This is a genomic window from Acinetobacter zhairuonensis (assembly GCF_022601715.1).
Taxonomy (GTDB): domain Bacteria; phylum Pseudomonadota; class Gammaproteobacteria; order Pseudomonadales; family Moraxellaceae; genus Acinetobacter.
The window spans coordinates 1-18,918 of record NZ_JAKVIM010000027.1 but is presented as its reverse complement, the minus strand read 5'-3'; the positions used below and the strand labels follow the sequence as shown (position 1 = coordinate 18,918).

17 protein-coding genes are annotated in these 18,918 nt (G+C 41.2%); 2 read left to right on the top strand and 15 right to left on the bottom strand.

Going from position 1 to position 18,918, the window contains the following annotated elements:
• Window position 1: 1 nt before the first annotated feature.
• Entirely contained in the window at window positions 2-631 is a 630-nt protein-coding gene (locus tag MKI85_RS16065) for an NUDIX hydrolase (RefSeq protein WP_241629184.1), read from the bottom strand.
• A gap of 122 nt (window positions 632-753) precedes the next feature.
• On the opposite strand from MKI85_RS16065, the gene MKI85_RS16060 reads away from it, so the two are divergent.
• Complete coding sequence (locus tag MKI85_RS16060; RefSeq protein WP_241629238.1) at window positions 754-1,302, top strand: NUDIX hydrolase; 549 nt, start codon at window positions 754-756, stop codon at window positions 1,300-1,302.
• A gap of 71 nt (window positions 1,303-1,373) precedes the next feature.
• On the opposite strand, the gene filF is transcribed toward MKI85_RS16060, so the two are convergent.
• The 6 genes from filF to filA form a co-directional block, all read right to left on the bottom strand.
• A complete protein-coding gene (gene filF, locus MKI85_RS16055; protein ID WP_241629181.1) occupies window positions 1,374-3,302 on the bottom strand; it encodes a putative pilus system protein FilF in 1,929 nt (642 codons plus the stop codon).
• 21 nt (window positions 3,303-3,323) lie between these two features.
• Entirely contained in the window at window positions 3,324-4,739 is a 1,416-nt protein-coding gene (filE, locus tag MKI85_RS16050) for a putative pilus assembly protein FilE (protein WP_241629179.1), read from the bottom strand.
• Window positions 4,733-6,397 (bottom strand): putative pilus system OmpP1/FadL family transporter FilD, encoded by a 1,665-nt coding sequence (filD, locus tag MKI85_RS16045; protein WP_241629178.1) that lies wholly within the window; start codon window positions 6,395-6,397, stop codon window positions 4,733-4,735. Before filD ends, filE begins: the two co-directional genes overlap by 7 nt.
• 12 nt (window positions 6,398-6,409) lie before the next feature.
• Complete coding sequence (gene filC, locus MKI85_RS16040; protein WP_413351700.1) at window positions 6,410-7,492, bottom strand: putative pilus system protein FilC; 1,083 nt, start codon at window positions 7,490-7,492, stop codon at window positions 6,410-6,412.
• A 35-nt stretch (window positions 7,493-7,527) separates the two neighbouring features.
• Window positions 7,528-8,361 carry a putative pilus system C39 family peptidase FilB gene (gene filB, locus MKI85_RS16035; protein WP_100242930.1) on the bottom strand — a complete coding sequence of 278 codons (834 nt, stop codon included), beginning with the start codon at window positions 8,359-8,361 and terminating at the stop codon, window positions 7,528-7,530.
• 198 nt (window positions 8,362-8,559) lie between these two features.
• Window positions 8,560-9,549 (bottom strand): putative pilus system protein FilA, encoded by a 990-nt coding sequence (gene filA, locus MKI85_RS16030; RefSeq protein ID WP_241629173.1) that lies wholly within the window; start codon window positions 9,547-9,549, stop codon window positions 8,560-8,562.
• Between the two features lie 258 nt (window positions 9,550-9,807).
• Here filA and MKI85_RS16025 point away from each other — a divergent pair, with 258 nt between their 5' ends.
• Window positions 9,808-11,145, top strand: coding sequence for an anthranilate synthase component I family protein (locus tag MKI85_RS16025; RefSeq protein WP_241629236.1), 1,338 nt, complete (start codon window positions 9,808-9,810; stop codon window positions 11,143-11,145).
• Here MKI85_RS16025 and hisC read toward each other — a convergent pair.
• The 8 genes from hisC to MKI85_RS15985 all read right to left on the bottom strand — a co-directional run bounded on the left by hisC (window position 11,142) and on the right by MKI85_RS15985 (window position 18,835).
• Window positions 11,142-12,230 (bottom strand): histidinol-phosphate transaminase, encoded by a 1,089-nt coding sequence (gene hisC / locus MKI85_RS16020; RefSeq protein WP_241629171.1) that lies wholly within the window; start codon window positions 12,228-12,230, stop codon window positions 11,142-11,144. The two genes, MKI85_RS16025 and hisC, sit on opposite strands and share 4 nt — an antisense overlap.
• A 124-nt stretch (window positions 12,231-12,354) precedes the next feature.
• On the bottom strand, window positions 12,355-13,656 hold the full coding sequence (gene hisD, locus MKI85_RS16015) for a histidinol dehydrogenase (protein ID WP_241629169.1): 1,302 nt from the start codon (window positions 13,654-13,656) through the stop codon (window positions 12,355-12,357).
• 230 nt (window positions 13,657-13,886) lie between these two features.
• Entirely contained in the window at window positions 13,887-14,588 is a 702-nt protein-coding gene (gene hisG, locus MKI85_RS16010; protein WP_100242925.1) for an ATP phosphoribosyltransferase, read from the bottom strand.
• Complete coding sequence (gene murA, locus MKI85_RS16005; RefSeq protein WP_241629168.1) at window positions 14,585-15,844, bottom strand: UDP-N-acetylglucosamine 1-carboxyvinyltransferase; 1,260 nt, start codon at window positions 15,842-15,844, stop codon at window positions 14,585-14,587. The genes hisG and murA overlap by 4 nt, the downstream gene beginning before the upstream one ends.
• A 6-nt stretch (window positions 15,845-15,850) precedes the next feature.
• Window positions 15,851-16,102: a BolA family iron metabolism protein IbaG gene (gene ibaG / locus MKI85_RS16000; RefSeq protein ID WP_016167324.1), complete on the bottom strand. Its 252-nt coding sequence runs from the start codon at window positions 16,100-16,102 to the stop codon at window positions 15,851-15,853.
• Between the two features lie 138 nt (window positions 16,103-16,240).
• Window positions 16,241-16,573 (bottom strand): ribosome hibernation-promoting factor, HPF/YfiA family, encoded by a 333-nt coding sequence (gene hpf / locus MKI85_RS15995; RefSeq protein ID WP_100242922.1) that lies wholly within the window; start codon window positions 16,571-16,573, stop codon window positions 16,241-16,243.
• A 169-nt stretch (window positions 16,574-16,742) separates the two neighbouring features.
• A complete protein-coding gene (locus tag MKI85_RS15990; RefSeq protein WP_241629166.1) occupies window positions 16,743-18,194 on the bottom strand; it encodes an RNA polymerase factor sigma-54 in 1,452 nt (483 codons plus the stop codon).
• 320 nt (window positions 18,195-18,514) lie between these two features.
• Complete coding sequence (locus MKI85_RS15985) at window positions 18,515-18,835, bottom strand: cupin domain-containing protein (protein WP_241629164.1); 321 nt, start codon at window positions 18,833-18,835, stop codon at window positions 18,515-18,517.
• Window positions 18,836-18,918: the final 83 nt, after the last annotated feature.

Sequence of the window (18,918 nt, the reverse complement as noted above, 5' to 3'; positions counted from 1 at the left end):
TTTAATTACGTCCTTTGGTTTTTAGCAATGCCTGCTGTGCATAAAATAATGGCGAATTTAATAAAAATGGCCATTCTTTTTGATAATTTAATCCATAAGCAAATAAGGAAATCAGCATCCGAGCTGTTAAGCCCCAGACAATTTCATCTTCGACCCGCATACTGGGAAAATACAATGACTGCTGGGCATAACGCACTTCATGCGGCGTAGGTGGTGCATCCATTAAATGTCGTAATGAGGCAAAGAAGATACGATCAATTTCTGAAGGCTGAGCAATCAGTTCAACCTGAGGTGGAATCAGCCCAACAATCGGTTTGACTAACATACCATTACGAGCTTTTTGCATGGGTAAATCACCCAGTAACTGCACATCAAAAGGATTTAAAGCCGTTTCTTCTTGTGCTTCGCGGAGTGCCACCACAATGTTACTGGTATCCTGTGGGTCCCGTTTCCCTCCTGGGAAAGAAACTTCACCTGCATGATTGGTTAAATACACCGAACGGCGGGTTAATAATACTTTAGGGTCAGCTTCATCGGTAATCGCAATTAACACAGCAGCTTCAGCTTCTCGTTTACGGGTTGAAAATCTTAAATGCTGCTGTAATACATGTGTTAATGAACGATTATCCATATCACTCACCTCTGTTCTTCTTCATTTCATCATAGCTGAATTTTAATCGGATTGGAGAGAATAGATGTCAAACTTATTTTTTTCAGTTATGCTGAGTGGCACCTTTATCATTGATGATGAATATGAACTTCTGCGGAAATTGTGGACATAAAACGACTGAAAAAATCCCTCTTGGCGATCATCAATTACGTCGCGTTTGCACAGAATGTGGTCATATTCATTATGTAAATCCCAAAGTCATTTGTGGTGCTTTAGCCCTCTGGGAAGATAAAGTCCTGCTTTGCCGTCGTGCAATTGAACCTCGTTATGGTTTATGGACTTTGCCTGCAGGTTACATGGAATTATTTGAAACTATGGAACAAGGTGCTGCACGTGAAACTCGTGAAGAAGCAGAAGCAGAAGTAGACATTGAACAACTTTACTGTATGTACAATATTCCTCGTATTGGGCAAATCTATGTGCTGTTTAAAGGTCAATTGATTGATGGCGTTTTTGGTGCAGGTGAAGAAAGTATTGAATGCCGCCTATTTGAAGAACATGAAATTCCATGGACAGAACTGGCGTTCCCAAGTGTAGAACAAACGCTGAAACACTATTTTGCCGATCGTCAAAGTAATCAATTTATCACCCATTTAGAAACCTTGGGCACTCGTCTGGATCATACGGGCTAAAGCAGTTTCACTCATGCCAAAGATCAAAGCCGATTCAATTGAATCGGCTTTTTAGTCTGTATCAAGGAGGGTTAACTTTTCGTCTTCACCGCGTAGCAAGAGGCTAGACTCATCTCCAAAGTTCCCCCGCTTAATTTTGCCAAGGCTGTGTCATCTGCGGTTTCATCGGTATTGTTGGCATTATAAACCTTTTGGAAACTGGCATAACTATTTGCCCATTTCACACTCTCACCTGCCGAATCGGTAAAACTAATCCGTCCTGTACTGCCTGCCGAAGCATTTAATAAATTCTGTAAATGGATCAGTGCACCACCGACCACAATACTTTCACCTGCAGCTGAGGTTTGAATCGTTGAATTCACCCCAACCAATGCACCATTTACAGATTTTAATGCTTCATCGCCTAAAATCATGCGAATTGAAATCGCACGATCATCAATAAATGCACGTGAAGTCGTTCCTATGCGGTATTGCTGCACCCCATTACTGTCTTTTAAGTTGCTTCCGACAGTTAGGCTACAACTGCCTGTACTCATATCAGTCTCGGTAGCGGCAGATTTTATGTTGGTGCGAATATCACCATTTTCATCAATCACGACTCCCAGTTTTAGACTCGGAACACTGCTCTCGCTAAATTTGAAAGTCAGATCTGCGTAGAGTGGGAAAATATAACTCTCCCCTGTCGCGACATTGCTGCTGGATTTAAACACTTGCTTGTCTAGATAGGTAATTGGATAAACTTTAAAAATATCCAGAGAGCCTTTATAGGTATCGCTAACCCCATAACGCTGTTGCCATTGCCCCAAGTCTTTGAGGTCTTCAGTGGTCACCGTAGTTTTTTGCGTGAGTAGCTTGTAGAACTTTTCCTTACCCGCAATCATATAGTCGTTATACAGCTTGCCCTGATTAATAATCAGATCTTCTGAATTTGGATCATTCACACCAATATAATAATTTTGATCAATCCGTTTATTCAGCGGATTAATCCAGTGATTTTGCGGTAAAGCCGTCATCTGGGTGGGTTTATAGCTGCGAATTAATTCCGCATTCACCCCTGCAATAGACGTGAGTCCAGATTTTGCCAAACCACGCCATTGCAAGCCACTACCAAAGGTGTAGCCCTGACGGTCTGTCAGCAACATAAAATGTCCAAACAAATGTTTGGTGGTAGTGTCATTGGCTTCACAGACATCTTTATTACAGCCTGTTAAACCATCTGAACCCGTTAAACTGCTAATGACACTGCCTGAGGTGGAAAACAAAGAAAATTCTGGTTGATACACGGCGGCATTACTAATATTTAATAACTTGCTGACCACCTCAAATGCCTCAGCATCAGATATGACCGACACATCTAACCATGGCTTAAGGATTGCCGCATAATCGCCATTCACCATCTGCTGTGCTGTGACGGAACTGATAATTTTATCCAGACCTTCACGGATCGAATCATTCATATACAGCGCTTGAATATCCGTTTTCGTGTTAATTGATTTCTGCTGTAGTGCCAGAGCCTGAACAATTTTGACCAAATTCATGGCGGTCTTGACCGTGACATCACTTGGATCTAGTACAGTCGCTTTACGGTTGGTCATTCCCACTGCAATGTCCAGTACAGTTAAGCGTGGAATCTGATTGGTACTAACCAAAGCAATATTACTGATCGGGAACGATCCCAAAGCAATACGCTTGTCCGCTTTACCCAACAAGAATACATTCACCGTATCACTATAATTACAGGTGCCTGTTGCCACGCCATTATCTAAATCCATTAAAGTGACAAAGGTGTTTTGCGTATCACTACTACAAGAAAAATTCAGCCCATCCAAAGGATAATCGAGTGCGAATTCAATACAATTATTGGCACCAGCGCTACAACTGCCATTGACCGTGCTGTTATTATTTTTCTCTGGAATAACATTCGCGCTTTCACCACCACAGCCTGTGAGTCCTGATACCATCGTCGAAAGTGCCAAAGTTAATAAATATTTATTTTTCATTCCCATCACTCTAATTCTCAACTAACGAATGGCTGTTAGTTTGATTTGTCCTTGATTACTTAATATTTGGTCTTCAACATCAACTGCCGAAAGTAAAGGCGTCATCAAAATATAACGGGTCTGTGTTGGCAGCTGTAACATGCCATCCATCACCGCATAGCGATACTTGTTTTCTTCCCGATTCTGATTTTTAAAGCCCGTCACCCCTTCAATCACACATCCTGATTCGTCTAGAAATGCCACGAATGGCCAGTAAAAACTCGGCTGATCCTGACTAGAAGCATAAGAGCTGAGCTGTACATTTTTGATGCCTGCCTGAACAGCGACCACTTCATAATCAAACTGATCCTGCAACGGTTGCCGAGGCCACACATTGACATCCTGTTGTGCTTTCAGCACTTTGGCTTTTTTGACTTTTTTATCGCTATAACACGCTTGTCCCAGACTCTGCACCACTTGATCTTTGGCAATCGGATAATATTGGGTTGATAAGGTAATGACTTTATTTTCAGCATGTTGCGTCGATTTAAAGAGTCGATCCAGCACTCCTTGGTTCACACCTTTTTCACGTTCCACCACTTGTAAGCGCGGTGCACCTAACTCTTTATCCACCACCCCTTCAGGCATCACGTAAAAGCGTTTTTTATTTTCTAAATTAAACTCTTGCCCTTCCAGATATTCATTTTTGACATAACGGTCGCCATTGATTTCAAGAAAACCATCCGAAGTTGACTTCGATGAGACAGGAACAGCCATTGGAGGACTTGCTAGGCGTGTGGCTTTTTCGATTGCTGTATTGGCCTCAATCTTATGAAGTGCACGATCTACCTGTTTAGCGGTTGTGGTCTTTTGAATATTTTTATTGCCCAGCGTGGGGTCTTTGGCTGGCGCTGATGAGGAAATCTCTTGAGAATTTGTTTGTATAACAGGCACAGGAGATGCTTGTTCCGGAGTCTCTACAGGTTGCACACTTACAGCAACTGATGACTCAACTTGAGTTTTAAGCTTGTCTGGATTCTCAACAGTTACAGTTTGAACATTTTCTACGAATTTCGACTGCTGATGGACAATTGATGGTTTTCTCTTGACCAATTGAGGCTTGGGTTTAGTTACTGTTTCTTCTTTAACTGTTACTGCGGTTTGTGGTTGGGAGATCTGAGCTTTTGCTACTGTTGTAGCAGTCTGAATGGGTGGTGTCTGTTTGGTTTGACTTAACCTGAATTCAATTTTCTCTACTTGTTGAGGTTCCAACTGAGTTTTGGTTTCAACTTGCTTGGTTTCCGAGGGTGCACGAGGAATCACCATTGGACGACCATCTGGACCAATAATGGTATAAAACTCACCCGCATGCGCAGGCAATGCCAGCATTCCACATAATACCCACGTAGAAGATGACACCCATGCGAAAATCTGCTTCTTATTATTGTGTTTTACCATTTCGTACGATAACTCAAGCCTAAGATTGTGATACTGGTTTCAGTTTTTACGTTTAATCCTGCATAAGGATTCAGCAGAATATTATTCACCCCAGTTTGGTTGGATAAGCTACTGGTATTCGCAGGAATACTATCTTTACTGCGTAAATAACCAATGGATAAATCCAGATCTGTATCGGCATCAAAACGATAACCGACCCCTAAACCAAATAACTGGGCATTGTTAATTGGGACCATGGTATTACGCTTATCATCTGGAATCGCGCTGGTTCGTGGCTCATATCCTGCACGTAGTTTCAGACGATCTGTTGCCGAATATTCAATCCCAATGCCATAGTTCCAAGGTGAGTCAAACCTCAACGGCAAAGCCAAACTGTTATCGGTAATGTCAGGCGACAACAATTTCGCAATTTTTAAAGCAGAAATGGAGCGGTCAAATTCAAACTTAAATTTGTCCCAAGCACGATAATCCGTCCAGCCCACATCAAAATTAACTTGTAAATCAGGAAAAATTTTATATTTGATCCCTGCCTGAATATGTTGTGGATATTCAAAATCCATCGAAACCAGACCAGACTCTGATGCAGGAATACTCTGTGGAAAACCAAGAATGGCCGCAAGAATCTGTCCTGTCGGTGAAGACATCAAACCATTGATGAGTTCGCGGGGGGCTTTCGAGTTATCAATGGTGTATTTACCTTTTAAGCGCATTTTGGCTGCACTTTGGTACACCATCCCAAAACTAAACTCGTCGGTGGGTTCCCACATGACTCCAAGGTTAAAACTCGGACTCAGCGACTGCTCCATGGCTACTTCCATCCGTCCAAAGCGGCCAAATGGATTCATGCCTTCTTCGGCATTACAAATCCCGAGCAATAAAATGTCAGTGATAACATCAGAATTGTCTTTAAACGGGGTACACACCACCTCATCAATCATACGCAGCATCCCAATCATTTCATTGGGAAACCGTAGATCGGTTTTTAAAGCAAAAGCTTGATAGGACATTCCCACCGAAGCACCGATCGAAAGCTCATCATTGACTTCATAGGCGATAGATGGTGATAAATAGGTAAAGCGTTCTAAGGCAACTTGTTGCCCCATAAAATTACTGGGATTACCATTTTCAGCACCAAAGCCTGCAACCAACGGCGCATAGAAGGCTGTTGCAAACGTGGTTTTTGAGCCTGGCGGTTTATAGGCGGCACCCGCAGTTGGTGCCAGCATTGGCATGCCCTCACCTAAATCCACCACTTTCTTTAAAAAAGGCACATACAGGCTGATGTATTCCACATCCCCATTCACCGCACCTTTATAGTCAGTACATAAATCTGAAGCGACTTCTGGACCATCATTACAAACCAAAGGATCATCTGAATAGCCAAAAACGTTATAGCCTTCAGGTGCAGAGTACTGACGTTTAATGTTGAAGTCAGCCAAAATACCCTGTACATCGGTTTGCAGCCCTTCAATTTTGGTAAGTGCTGCTGGGTTATAATGGACTGCACTGACCCCTGGAGGATCGGCTGTAACCGCATTCCCCATGGCTAGTGATCGAATATCTACTGATAAATTTTGCCCAAGTTGAGCAAAAGCCATACTTGAACAGCCCGATAAAATTATCGCTGAAACTAACGGGCTAAGTCGTACCTTGTACATGCGACTGCCCTCTTAGCTAATTTTTTTACCGAAACCTGCAATATCTAATGGGAAAGACAAACCTAAAGATACATCTGGTGCATCTTCCGTTAAGCCGATGCCTAACGTGCCGTTCACAATGGTTTCAGGTGAAACACGTACACCCAATGAAATGGCAAAGGTTGAACTGGTTTGGTCGGCAGGAGAATAGCTTTCACCCGAGGTATACAGAAATTCTGCCCCTGTATTGAAACTTTGTTGATATGACATGGTCATAGAAACATCATAGTTAAAGGAGTAAGCAAAACCGAATGAAAAGCCTCCACTTATACCTGGATCAAACTCTTCAATTACACGTGGACCGCGGCGCTGATCTAAACCTGTTTCTTTAAATCCATAGTTGGCAGAAACAGATGCAAACAAGACCACAGGATCAATATACTTACGCGTACTCGCGCCTACGCCAACAGAGTAATAGCCTTTGCCCGTTGCTAGATCTGTCGTGGGATTAATTTCATATGGACTATCCCCAGTTTTGGTCGATACATTTCCAAATAAAATTAAAGGTAAACGACCTGTTTTTAACGGAAAGGGTTCCCAACGTGTGCCTAAAGAAATATCACCTAAACCAGCTGTAGAGGTGTCTTTTAAATTGTCGGTTTTCGCGACCAAAGGTAAGGATGCGGTAAAGGTTAAGTTATCCAGAATCCCGTACTGCACTGTAAAGATATTGGTTAAAGTATGGCTGGCATTTTCCTGTACCCGTAACTGATAAAGACTGCCCTGTGCCATCTCTAAATCTAACTGGGTATCGCGATAATAGGTATAATCCACATCATAAAATGCAGAAATATCCCCTCTTTTAATCAAGGAATATTGACGCTCATTTGAGGTAAAAACTTCTTCAAGATTCGTCTGTTTAGTGGCATCCCCTTCTTGTTGCTGCAAGGCAGTTGATGCCTCTTGAGGATTGGCAACACTCTCATTTTCCACATTTGCTGAAGCTGACGTTCCTTGCGCTTCTGTTACGGTATCCGCTGCATAAGCAGTCCCCATCAAGACTTGGATACTCAGTAGCAATAATGTTTTATTCATCCATTGATTTTTCATTTCCATCCACTCTATTCTTTTTTTATTTGCTTTAAACTGTGCTATTTGCTCTTGTAATATAGGCGTAAATGTCGATCGACATATTGGCCGTTCATCTCGGATTCAGGGTTATTATTGACAATTCTTGAGGTCGTTGCCCCCCGATCCGCCAGTTTTTCCATATAAAACTGCGGATACTGAATATCAACCAGTGCATAACGGTTCACTGTTGCATCCTCAACATGACGCATATCACTTTCCTGTAATGCCAATAAATTTTTACGTTGCTCTGGCGGCACACTTATTAAAAACAAGGTGTTATTTTCCCAGACCTGTTTAAAGCGCTCTTCATCAAAACTAATATTACCGAGGGCTGGATCTGCTACATAAACACGGCCATCCTTGTACGCCTTATACACCACAAAATGCTTAAAACCTGCATAGGAAATAGGAACAATCGCAGGTTGCCCCTGTGCAACCAGATCTTCAAATGCGCCCTTATAGCCACCACTTTCTAGTCCTAAAGCAGCCACAAAACGTTTCATGTCTAACAAAGAAAAACTGCGACGCTCGATAATTCGCTCTGACTCACCAAATTTAAGCAGGCCTGTCATGGTCTGTTGCTCAGTCAGTTGAGTCCCGACATAACCATTGAGCAAGGTTGTTAATGCAGCGGAGCCACAACTGTAATCGTAGGCTTGACGGACAATGCCACGGAATTGATCAATAAGTGCAGGTTGAATTTGTACGGTTTCACGATGCATGCGGGTAAAGGAATCTTGCCGTGAATCCAAGGTTTCCGTGTAATAGACTGTTTCAGGTGATTTTTCTTTTATTTCAAAGGCTTGTGTGGCAAAATAATACATCAATGCCGAGCCCAATGCGATCTCTAACATATTCCCTAACTTTTAAGTTTTCGGCATGATGTGCCTGAATTTTATTATTTTCTAGAGTAAAAACTCTATACTTCCTTGTCTTTCGACAAGATACCTGTTTTTAAAAAAAAGAAACAGCTTTTTCTTACATTTTTCGATGACTGAATATTTTTTTGTAAAAAAAAGCGCGTGAATTCACGCGCTTTTGAAATCAGAAACTTAGTGACCAGAAATCGTAATCACCGCACCTTGATTATATACACCCATTGAAGGGCTGTAATACGTCTGTAAACCTTGTACTTCTACATCACCAATTGATGCCGCGCCTTGACTACCTAAATGTACACCTTTCACATAGTTATCTACAGGACCGCTAGAGCTGATAATGCGCAAGTAACCCGTCGATGCACCTTCAGCACCCACCACACTGATCGCTTGATTCAAAGTTAAATCTTTTGAATTCGCATCTGCAACTTTAATGCTATCCACAAAGATTTGACCTGCTGCACGGTTACCCACTGTTCCATCACCCGTGCCTTGTTTAGTTGAATTATCTAAAATACCTAAGTTGGTAATTTCAAGACCACCAATCATTTGCGCATTCAATTTCACCATTGCGCCTTGAGGTGCTGCACCCAATTGAATATTGGCTGACATTGGACCCGTTTTTAAAGATAAACCAGACAAAATCGCATTGTAGTTTGCATCATCCCCACCACGACGAATGTCAGTTGAAGCTGCAGTTGGAAGAGCACCTGAACCTGTTACCCCAATTTCACCAATTTTGATATCTAAACCAGAAACTTGTGCGCCAATGTTGAGGAATGCTCCGCCAGTTCCAGTCGTACCTGCATCGCTATCAATGGTTAAATCTGCAAGGTTACGTGAAGCCAATAAATATGCCCCAGCGTTGTCATAGTTGGCACCAATAACAATACCATTGGTCTCATTCGCATCACCCGTTTTGCCATTGCCCTTAATCACGATTGCACCAGCAGTAGAAGTACCACCTAAAGCTGAATTGGTAAAACCATCATTGTCATGAATGAAGAGTTTTTCAATTTCAACTTTAGAAATGCCAATACCGATATTCAAACCATCTTGACCCGTTGCCGCGCTTAATGCAGCATCATCCATTGCTTGCATAGCCATCGCATTCGCGCTAATAGCCATCGAAGAAACTAAAACAAGTTTAGTCAAATTTTTCATGTTCCACTCTCCCAAGAGTATTATTTTTCTTTAATGTCAACCACTCGATGTACCAGCTGTTTTATTTGTTTTTCGACAGTGCTACATTTTTCCTTGAGCGATCCGTTGGCATTGACAACGTTATATGTCTGTTATTTTTTGTTCAACTGCTGTTGGTCGCAATATGAATCTTACCGACAAACGGTATTTACCGTGTTGTTTCATTCACATTCGAGTAAAATGTAAAATATAGTTTTAATGCCAGCTTTTCCCAAGCGTATGACCACCCCCTCTTTTTTCAAAAAAGTTATTTCTGATCAAAATCTTAATGCTCAAGAAATTCTTGCTCGCCTTGATGATTTGCCTCATTTAATTTATTTAAAAAATAATTCGGCGCCCGTGATTGCATTTCTCCCTCTGCAATTTGAATATGTCAAACAAGGTATTCGTCACACGTATCAAAGGAATGATTTATACGAGTATCGCCCAATTCAATCTCATCTGAATTTCGAGCAAACTGAGCATTCTCTGGAAAATACTGCTGGTTTTTGTGGCGGTGTCATGGGCTTTGTCAGTTATGACTATGCCAGTGCACAGCAAGTGAAAGTTCACTCAAAAGATCAACCATCTTTTTGGCTAGGTTTATTCAGAAGCTATTTAAAATTGACAGGGGATGGTTGGTGTTTTTATAGCGATGAACCTGAAGCAGATCAGATCTATAGCTTACTTCAAAGCAAGCTAGAGACTGTGCCTAAAACAGCTCCACTACAGCTTACTCAGTCCTGCCAAGCACGTTGGAATAAGCAACAATATCAAGCAGCTTTCGCACAAGTTCAGGAGTACATTAAAGCTGGTGATTGTTATCAAATTAACCTGACTCAGGAGTTTATCGGACAGGCTGAAGGTCGCTTACTTTCTGTAGCACAAGAGTTCTGGCAACTGACCGATGCACCTTATTCAGGCTATTTAAAAACTGGAGCATTCGAGTTGCTCAGTTGCTCACCTGAACTGTTTATTGAGTTTCTTGCGGAGCGGCAACTGGTCACCAAACCGATTAAAGGCACCATGCCACGCTATGCTGATACAGAGAAAGATCTGCAATCCAAATTACAATTACAGCATTCAGCCAAAGATCAGGCTGAAAATGTCATGATCGTTGATTTACTGCGTAATGATTTAAGTGTGTATGCCGAAACGGGAAGCGTCAAAACCCCGAAATTGTTTGCCATTGAATCCTTTAATCAAGTGCATCACATGGTCAGTGAAGTGACTGCGACACTTCAACCTGAAGTGAAAGCCTTAGATGTGTTACTCGCGGCTCTGCCGGGTGGTTCCATTACAGGCGCACCCAAAATTCGGGCCATGCAAATTATTGAAGAACTAGAAGGTGCGCCACGCGGTGCATATTGTGGCTCGATGGGTTATTTTAATTTTGATGGCACAGGTTCGTGGAATATTCTGATTCGTTCCATTCAGAAATATCAACAAGATCTTTCTCTTTGGGCAGGAGGTGGAATCACCATTGCCTCAGACTGCGACGCAGAATATCAGGAATGTTTTGATAAAGTTTCTGCCATGCTGAATTTACTTAATACATGGCAGAAAACAGAGTCTTAAGCCAAAATATCTTGCTTTAAGGTCTCGACCAAACGCTGGTTTTGCTCATCTGTGCCAACAGTGATACGCAGGAATTGATTGATCCGTGGCTTATTGAAATAACGCACAATAATACCACACGCACGTAATTCAGCAGCCAACTCACCTGCATCTTTACCCGGTAAGGATGCAAAAATAAAATTGGCTTTGGATGGCAAGACCACGAAACCAATCGCTTCTAGTTCACGGACCAATTTTTCACGGCTCTGAATGACTTTTTCACATTGCTGCTCAAAATAAGCTTGATCTTCAAATGAAGCCACTGCTGCCGCAATCGCAAAACGGTCCATCGGATAGGAGTTAAAGCTATTTTTCACGGCTTCCAGTGCAGCAATCAAATGTGGTTGGGCAATCGCAAAACCAACGCGTAATCCCGCCAAAGAGCGTGACTTAGACGTGGTTTGACAGACCACCAAGTTTTCATACTTTTCCACCAGTTTCACAGCAGATTCAGCACCGAAATCGACATAGGCTTCATCGATCACCACCACTGAATTTGGATTCGCTTGCAGAACTTCTTCAATCGCATCTAAGCCTAAGGCAATACTGGTTGGCGCATTCGGATTGGTAATAATGATGCCACCATTGGCTTGTTTATAGTCTGCCACCACAATTTCAAAAGCATCATTTAGCGGTAAAACTTTGGTTTTCACCCCAAAGAACTGACTATAAACAGGATAAAAACTATAGGTAATATCCGGATAAAGAATTGGCTGTTCTTGAATAAAAAAGGCTTTAAAGATATGCGCCAGAACTTCATCTGAACCATTGCCAACAAAGACCTGAGCAACATCCACCTGCTGTTGTTTTGCAATGGCTTGTTTTAGTGCCGAAGCATCTGGATCAGGATATAAACGCAAGGCATCTGCAGAATTGGCTAAAACGGCTTGTACTGCCTCGACCACTTTAGGTGATGGTGGGTATGGGTTTTCATTGGTATTTAATTTTAATAAATTCTGAATTTTCGGTTGTTCACCCGGTACATAAGGTTCTAACTCACGTACTTCAGGACTCCAAAAACGCATTTGTGCTGTAGTAATCGACATTTTCTTTTCTCTTTTCACTCTCTCCTAACCTTTCTCATAGAGCAAGGAATTTACGCCCCATTATTGATTTCATCTATGAGTTTCCTCTATTGAGGAAAAGGTTAGGACAAGGTTTTAATACAGTTTATTGATAACGATAACGCGCCGAACGAGCATGAGCATCCAAATTCTCTTGTTGCGCCAAGATATCCGCAGTTTTCGCTAAAGGTTTGACCCCAGCTTGAGAGCACATAATCAGACTTGAGCGCTTTTGGAAATCATAGACACCGAGTGGTGACGAAAAGCGTGCCGTACCAGAAGTCGGTAAAACGTGATTCGGGCCTGCGCAGTAGTCACCAATCGCTTCTGGGGTATATCTGCCCATAAAAATTGCGCCTGCATGACGAATGCTTTCAGACATCTCTTGTGCGTCATCTAAGCACAACTCTAAATGCTCTGGTGCCACTTGATTAATCAAATCAATCGCTTCTTGACGATCCTTAACCAAGACCAATGCACCACGGTTTGCAATTGAGGTACGCGCAATCTCTGCTTTTGGCAGTACAGCCAAATGCTCTTCTACCGCTTGAGCTACATCATTCAGCAACTGTTCGTCTGGGGTAATAAAGATGGCTTGAGCAACCGTGTCATGCTCAGCTTGAGACAACAGATCCATCGCCAACCATTTCGCATCATTTTGACCTTCAGCATAAACTAAAATTTCTGAAGGGCCTGCAATCATGTCGATGCCGACTTGACCAAAAACCGCACGCTTCGCAGCAGCAACAAAACGGTTACCTGGTCCTGTGATTTTGTCTACGCAAGGAACGGTTTCTGTACCATAGGCCAAAGCAGCAACCGCTTGTGCACCACCTATGGTAAATACACGTGTCACACCCGCCAAATAAGCAGCCGCGAGTACCAATGGATTTAACTCACCATTCGGTGCTGGAACCACCATAATGATTTCAGGTACACCCGCCACATGCGCAGGTACAGCATTCATCAATACTGAAGATGGATAAGATGCCAAACCACCTGGAACATAAATCCCCACTCGGTCTAAAGGCGTGACTTTTTGCCCTAGAGTATTTCCCAAAGCATCCACATAGGTCCAGCCTTCTTGCTTCTGTGCTTGGTGAAACTCACGAATACGCTCAGCTGCAAACTCAAGTGCTTCTCGCACTTCCGAGTCTAAACCTTCAAATGCTGTTTTAAGTTCTGCTTGGGTCAGTTCTAGATCTGAAAATTGATGCGCTGGATGTCGATCGAACTGCTGGGTAAGTTTAAGAACATGAGCATCACCATGCTGACGAACATCAGCAATGATTTGGTCTACGGTTTTTAAAAGTTCAGGATCACTTACAGTTTCAAAAGCTAACAAGTCAGCAAAAGCTTGCTTGAAGTTTTGATCTTGAGTCGATAAACGTCGCATCAATTTACCCACAAGGTTTGAGTTAGAAAGCGTTAGTTTACATTGTTTCCATCAGATTGTGGGCAAGATAACATCAGCATTTCAACTTAGTCCCATCGAAAATGACTTTAATTAATATAAAAATACTGTGGCATTAAACCATTCCTATGTATTTACGCCAGCCATTTTTACATCATAATTTCATTCTATTTCTTAAAAATAAAAAAACCGCCCCAAAGGACGGTTTTAGAATATCGATTAAATTAAGCTTGTTTAGCTTTTTGACGATCTTCAACAGCTGTTTCTAACTGTGCAAGAATAGGATTTAACAATGCTTGTTTGCGTTTAAAACTGGCTTTGTTCACGATCAAACGCGAAGAAACTTTACAAATTTCTTCCAATGGCTCTAAACCATTGGCACGTAAAGTATTTCCAGTATCCACCACATCCACAATGTAATCACCTAAACCGACCAGAGGTGCAAGCTCCATTGAACCATAAAGCTTAATCACATCCACTTGCTCACCTAAGCTGGCATAGTATTGTCGAGTTAAATTGACATATTTAGTGGCAATCTTCAAACGACCTTTTGGACGTTCCATGCCGACCTTACCTGCCGTCATTAACTTACAGTTGGCAATTTTAAGATCCAATGGTTCATAGACATTTTGTGCTCCATGTTCCATCAGAACATCTTTACCCGCAACACCTAAATCCGCAGCCCCATTTTCCACATAAGTCGGCACATCTGAAGCACGTAAAATTAAAATACGGACTTGTTTATGCGTGGTTGGAAAAATTAATTTACGTGATTTATCTGGATCTTCGAGTAAATTAATACCCGCTGTTTCAAGTAAAGGTAAAGTTTCCTTGAGAATACGCCCCTTACTTAATGCCAATGTTAAACCATGATCAAAATTACCCATTACATTGAAATTAGGATCATCGTTTCTCATGTCACTCATGCACTTACTCGCTTAATTTGAGCACCTAAACCTTGTAATTTTGCTTCAACATCTTCATAACCGCGATCGATATGATAAATACGGTCAATTAATGTTTCGCCTTCAGCAGCCAATGCCGCCAATACTAAAGAAAAAGATGCGCGTAAATCTGTCGCCATCACGGGTGCAGCAGATAATTTTTCTACACCAGTCACAACAGCATCATTGCCTTCAACTTCAATATTTGCACCCATACGCGACAATTCAGGCACATGCATAAAACGGTTTTCAAAAATCGTTTCAGAAATTGTGGCAAAACCACGACCAATCACGTTCACAGCCATGAGCTGTGCTTGCATGTCGGTTGGAAAATCAGGATGTGGCAAAGTACGGAAGCTCACGGCTTTTGGACGTTTACCCATCATATCCAGTTCAATCCAGTCATCGCCACGGGTCACTTCGGCGCCCATTTCTTCAAATTTGTCTAAAACAGATTCAAGCAAAGATGGATCGGTATGTGTCGTTTTGACACGTCCGCCGGTAATCGCAGCTGCTGCTAGATATGAGCCAGTTTCAATACGGTCTGCAACAACTGCATATTCACAGCCGTGTAAGCTTTCAACACCAGTCACAACCAGCGTATCCGTATCTAAACCTTCGATTTTTGCACCCATCTTGATGAGCATATTCGCAAGGTCAGTGATTTCTGGTTCACGAGCCGCATTACGAATGGTGGTGACACCGTCTGCCAAAACAGCTGCCATTAAAATATTTTCAGTACCACCTACAGTGACCATATCAAAGACAACTTCGCCACCTTTTAAGCGACCGTCTACTTTGGCATGCACATAACCATTTTCAACTGTAATTTCAGCGCCTAAAGCTTCTAATGCTTTTAAGTGCTGATCGACTGGACGCGAGCCAATCGCACAACCACCTGGTAAAGAAACCATAGCATTGCCATAACGCGCAACCAGTGGACCCAATACTAAAATTGAGGCACGCATGGTTTTAACCAACTCATAAGGAGCAAACTGGTTATCTAAAGTGGATGTATCTGCAGTTACTGTATCGCCTTCATAGGTCATTTTAATACCTAAGCCTGCAATCAACTTCACCAAAGTATTTACATCTTTTAAATGTGGAACGTTGGTCAGTGTGATTGGAGAATCCGCCAAAATCATAGCGGCAAGCAAAGGCAAGGCAGCATTTTTTGCGCCTGAAATTCGAACTTCGCCTTCGAGCTTGGTACCACCCTGAATTAAAAATTTATCCATTAAATTTTAAGCTCCAAAAAGGCTTGCTTTGCGCCATTCTTCTTTTGTCATTGCGCGGATGGTCACAGCATGTACTTCACCACTTGCGATGTATGAGTTCAACGGAGCATAAACAGTCTGTTGACGTGCAACAGGACGCTTTCCTTCAAACTGATCATCAACAATTCGAAGATCAAACTTGCCAGCTTGCCCACTAACTGCAACTTCAGCTTCAGGAAAAGCAGTTTTTAAAATTTCAGTGAGCTGTTCACTATTCATGACAAAGACCTCTATACAGGACCAATGGTGTAAAACCCGCCATTTTACTATAAATCAAGTAAAATAAAGCAGTCATCACACAAATTTTATAGATAAAAAAAGGAGGTTTATCAAAACCTCCTCAGATCAGAATCCAGATTAAGCTAAAACTGGTGCATGATCCATTTGTAATTCACGATGTTTATGTAATTGTCGTTTTAATTTTTCCGTCAATTTTTTAATCGAAGTGTACATATCATCTGCCGTGGCCTGTGCGAACAATTCTATGCCTGGTAAACGTATAATCGCTTCAGCGATATGATTCGCGCTCCCTTTTTTAGAATGTTTATCGATTTGATGATCTTTAGATAATTTGACCTGCATACTATTGACTTGATCTAAATGCTTCGTCATTTGGGCAAATTTTTCACGAATATTTTCTTCAATTGCAGGGGTGATAGTTAAATGATGACCACGAATTGTTATTTGCATAGTTCTATCCCTCACCTTCTTTTAGGATTAGCAAAGGTACAGCCGAAATGCTTCACAGCCAGAAATAGAATCTGAATAACCTGATCAAACCATTTCAACTTTCCTTTAAATAAAAAAGAGATTCATTATTTCGTCATAATGAATCTCTAGAATAGCCATACTTTAAATTTTAGATCAAGACTTTTCGTTCAGAAGATGACGGAATATGTAACGATTCACGATACTTGGCTACAGTCCGTCGTGCTACATCAATTCCTTCTTCCTTCAACATATTTGCGATTGCATTATCTGACAAAGGCTTACGCACATTTTCTTCTGCAATCATTTTTTTGATTTTCGCACGAATCGCTGTTGAAGATGCTTCACCGCCAGAGGTAGTCCCCACATGACTAGAAAAGAAATATTTCAATTCAAATAAGCCACGCGGCGTTAACATATATTTATTCGTCGTCACACGTGAAACAGTTGATTCATGTAATTCAACTTCTTCCGCAATATCACGCAGCACCAAAGGTTTCATTCCTTCAGCACCAATTTCCAAGAATGATTTTTGATGTTCAACAATACAAGAAGCTACTTTTAGCAAGGTCTTATGCCGTTCATCAACACTTTTAATGAAGTTCTTGGCTTCCAACATCTGATTACGCAAATATTGATTTTCATCACTCTGATCTGCCCGACGAATCATGTTGGAATAAAACGAATTAATTCTTAATTTAGGCATGACATCAGGATTTAACTGAACTTGCCAATGATCATTACGTTTCATCACAACAACATCAGGAATTTGATAATCAGAATCCTTCTCTTCAAACTCAAGTCCAGGATGCGCCTTTAAAGTTTTTAATAAATTAACTGCTGACTTTAACTGATCAGTATTTAATCCTGTTTGTTTGAGTAATTTGGCAAGCTCATTAGAAATCAACAACTCATAGTGCTTGAGCAAGATGATGGCTTCATTTCGATAAGTTGTTTGTACAGGTAAACTTTCCAGTTGAACCATCAAACATTCCGCCAGATTACGCGAACCAATCCCAATCGGATCAAGACGTTGAATATGTTTTAAAACTACAACAACTTCATCTTCCTCAACGATATCGTCATATTCCATAGATTCCAAAAGATGCTGCACCGAAGTCGTAATTTCAGACAGTTCTGCATCTAAAAAGCCTTTCTCATCCAGTGAATCAATAATACAGTAGGCAATTAAACGATCAATTTGGGAGAAATGTAGTAAGTTGATTTGTTCGAGCATATGCTCTTTTAAACCGAGATGGCCCTGACGATTATCTTCTCGCTCTTCAAATTCAGCGCTGCCTAAACTTGTCGATTGATGGGTATACACATCATCCCAATTGGTATCTACAGGCAAATCATCTGGTAGATGATTTGCATTTAACTCATTGGTTAAATCACTATTATCCTGTTCTTTTTCTAGATTCGATAAACTTTCGACACTATTTTGCTCTTCTACTTTTTCTAATAATGGGTTACTGTCGAGTTGAACTTGAATTTCCTGTTCTAACTCTAGACTTGATAATTGAAGCAAACGAATGGCTTGTTGCAATTGAGGTGTCAATGACAATGAGTTCGCAACTTTAAGTCCAACCGATAACTTCATACAACCCTACTCATTATTAATCATTAAATATAAGCAATTTTTATGCCGCTTTATAATTTTATAGCATAGTTTTATTAAAAATCATACAAAGTTTTATCTGTAATGAATTAAATCAGCCACTCTCTTTATCAACACCACGCTTCCCCTTAAAATATCAAGTGAATAATATGTGTAAGATTACTACCTTAGTGATTTGAATCAGATAAATTAGGTCCGGTTGGTTAAGCAGCTAAAGCACAAACAATATCTATTTAAAGTGTTTGTATTAACTTATGCTACATTCCACCCTAAAATTGAATTGCACTCAGTAAGTGCTATTTCTAAGAATAAAAGACCGCGAGCCAGATTGTCATGTGATTGGGATCCGTCCAAAGTACTTTATGTTTAACATGCGCTGAAATATTGATGTAGTCTCCAGCAGATAAATCACAGATAGAGCCATCCTCAAATTCTAAACAAGCTTTTCCTTTAACAACCATAACCCACTCATTTTCTTCATGATCGTACCAGCCTACTTCAGGTGTGGTCTGTCCTTTTGAAACTATACGCTCAATTCTTACTGTTGAAGCATGAACAAGCTCCTCGAACACTTCCAAATTTAGATCTCTCGGCAGAGAATCAAATATGCTTGTTGGGTTCATAAAATCCCTCTTCTTATATTTTCATTTATTTAAGGTTTAGCATAAAACGAGAGTGAAGCGTGGGGATTTTTTGATAGGCAATA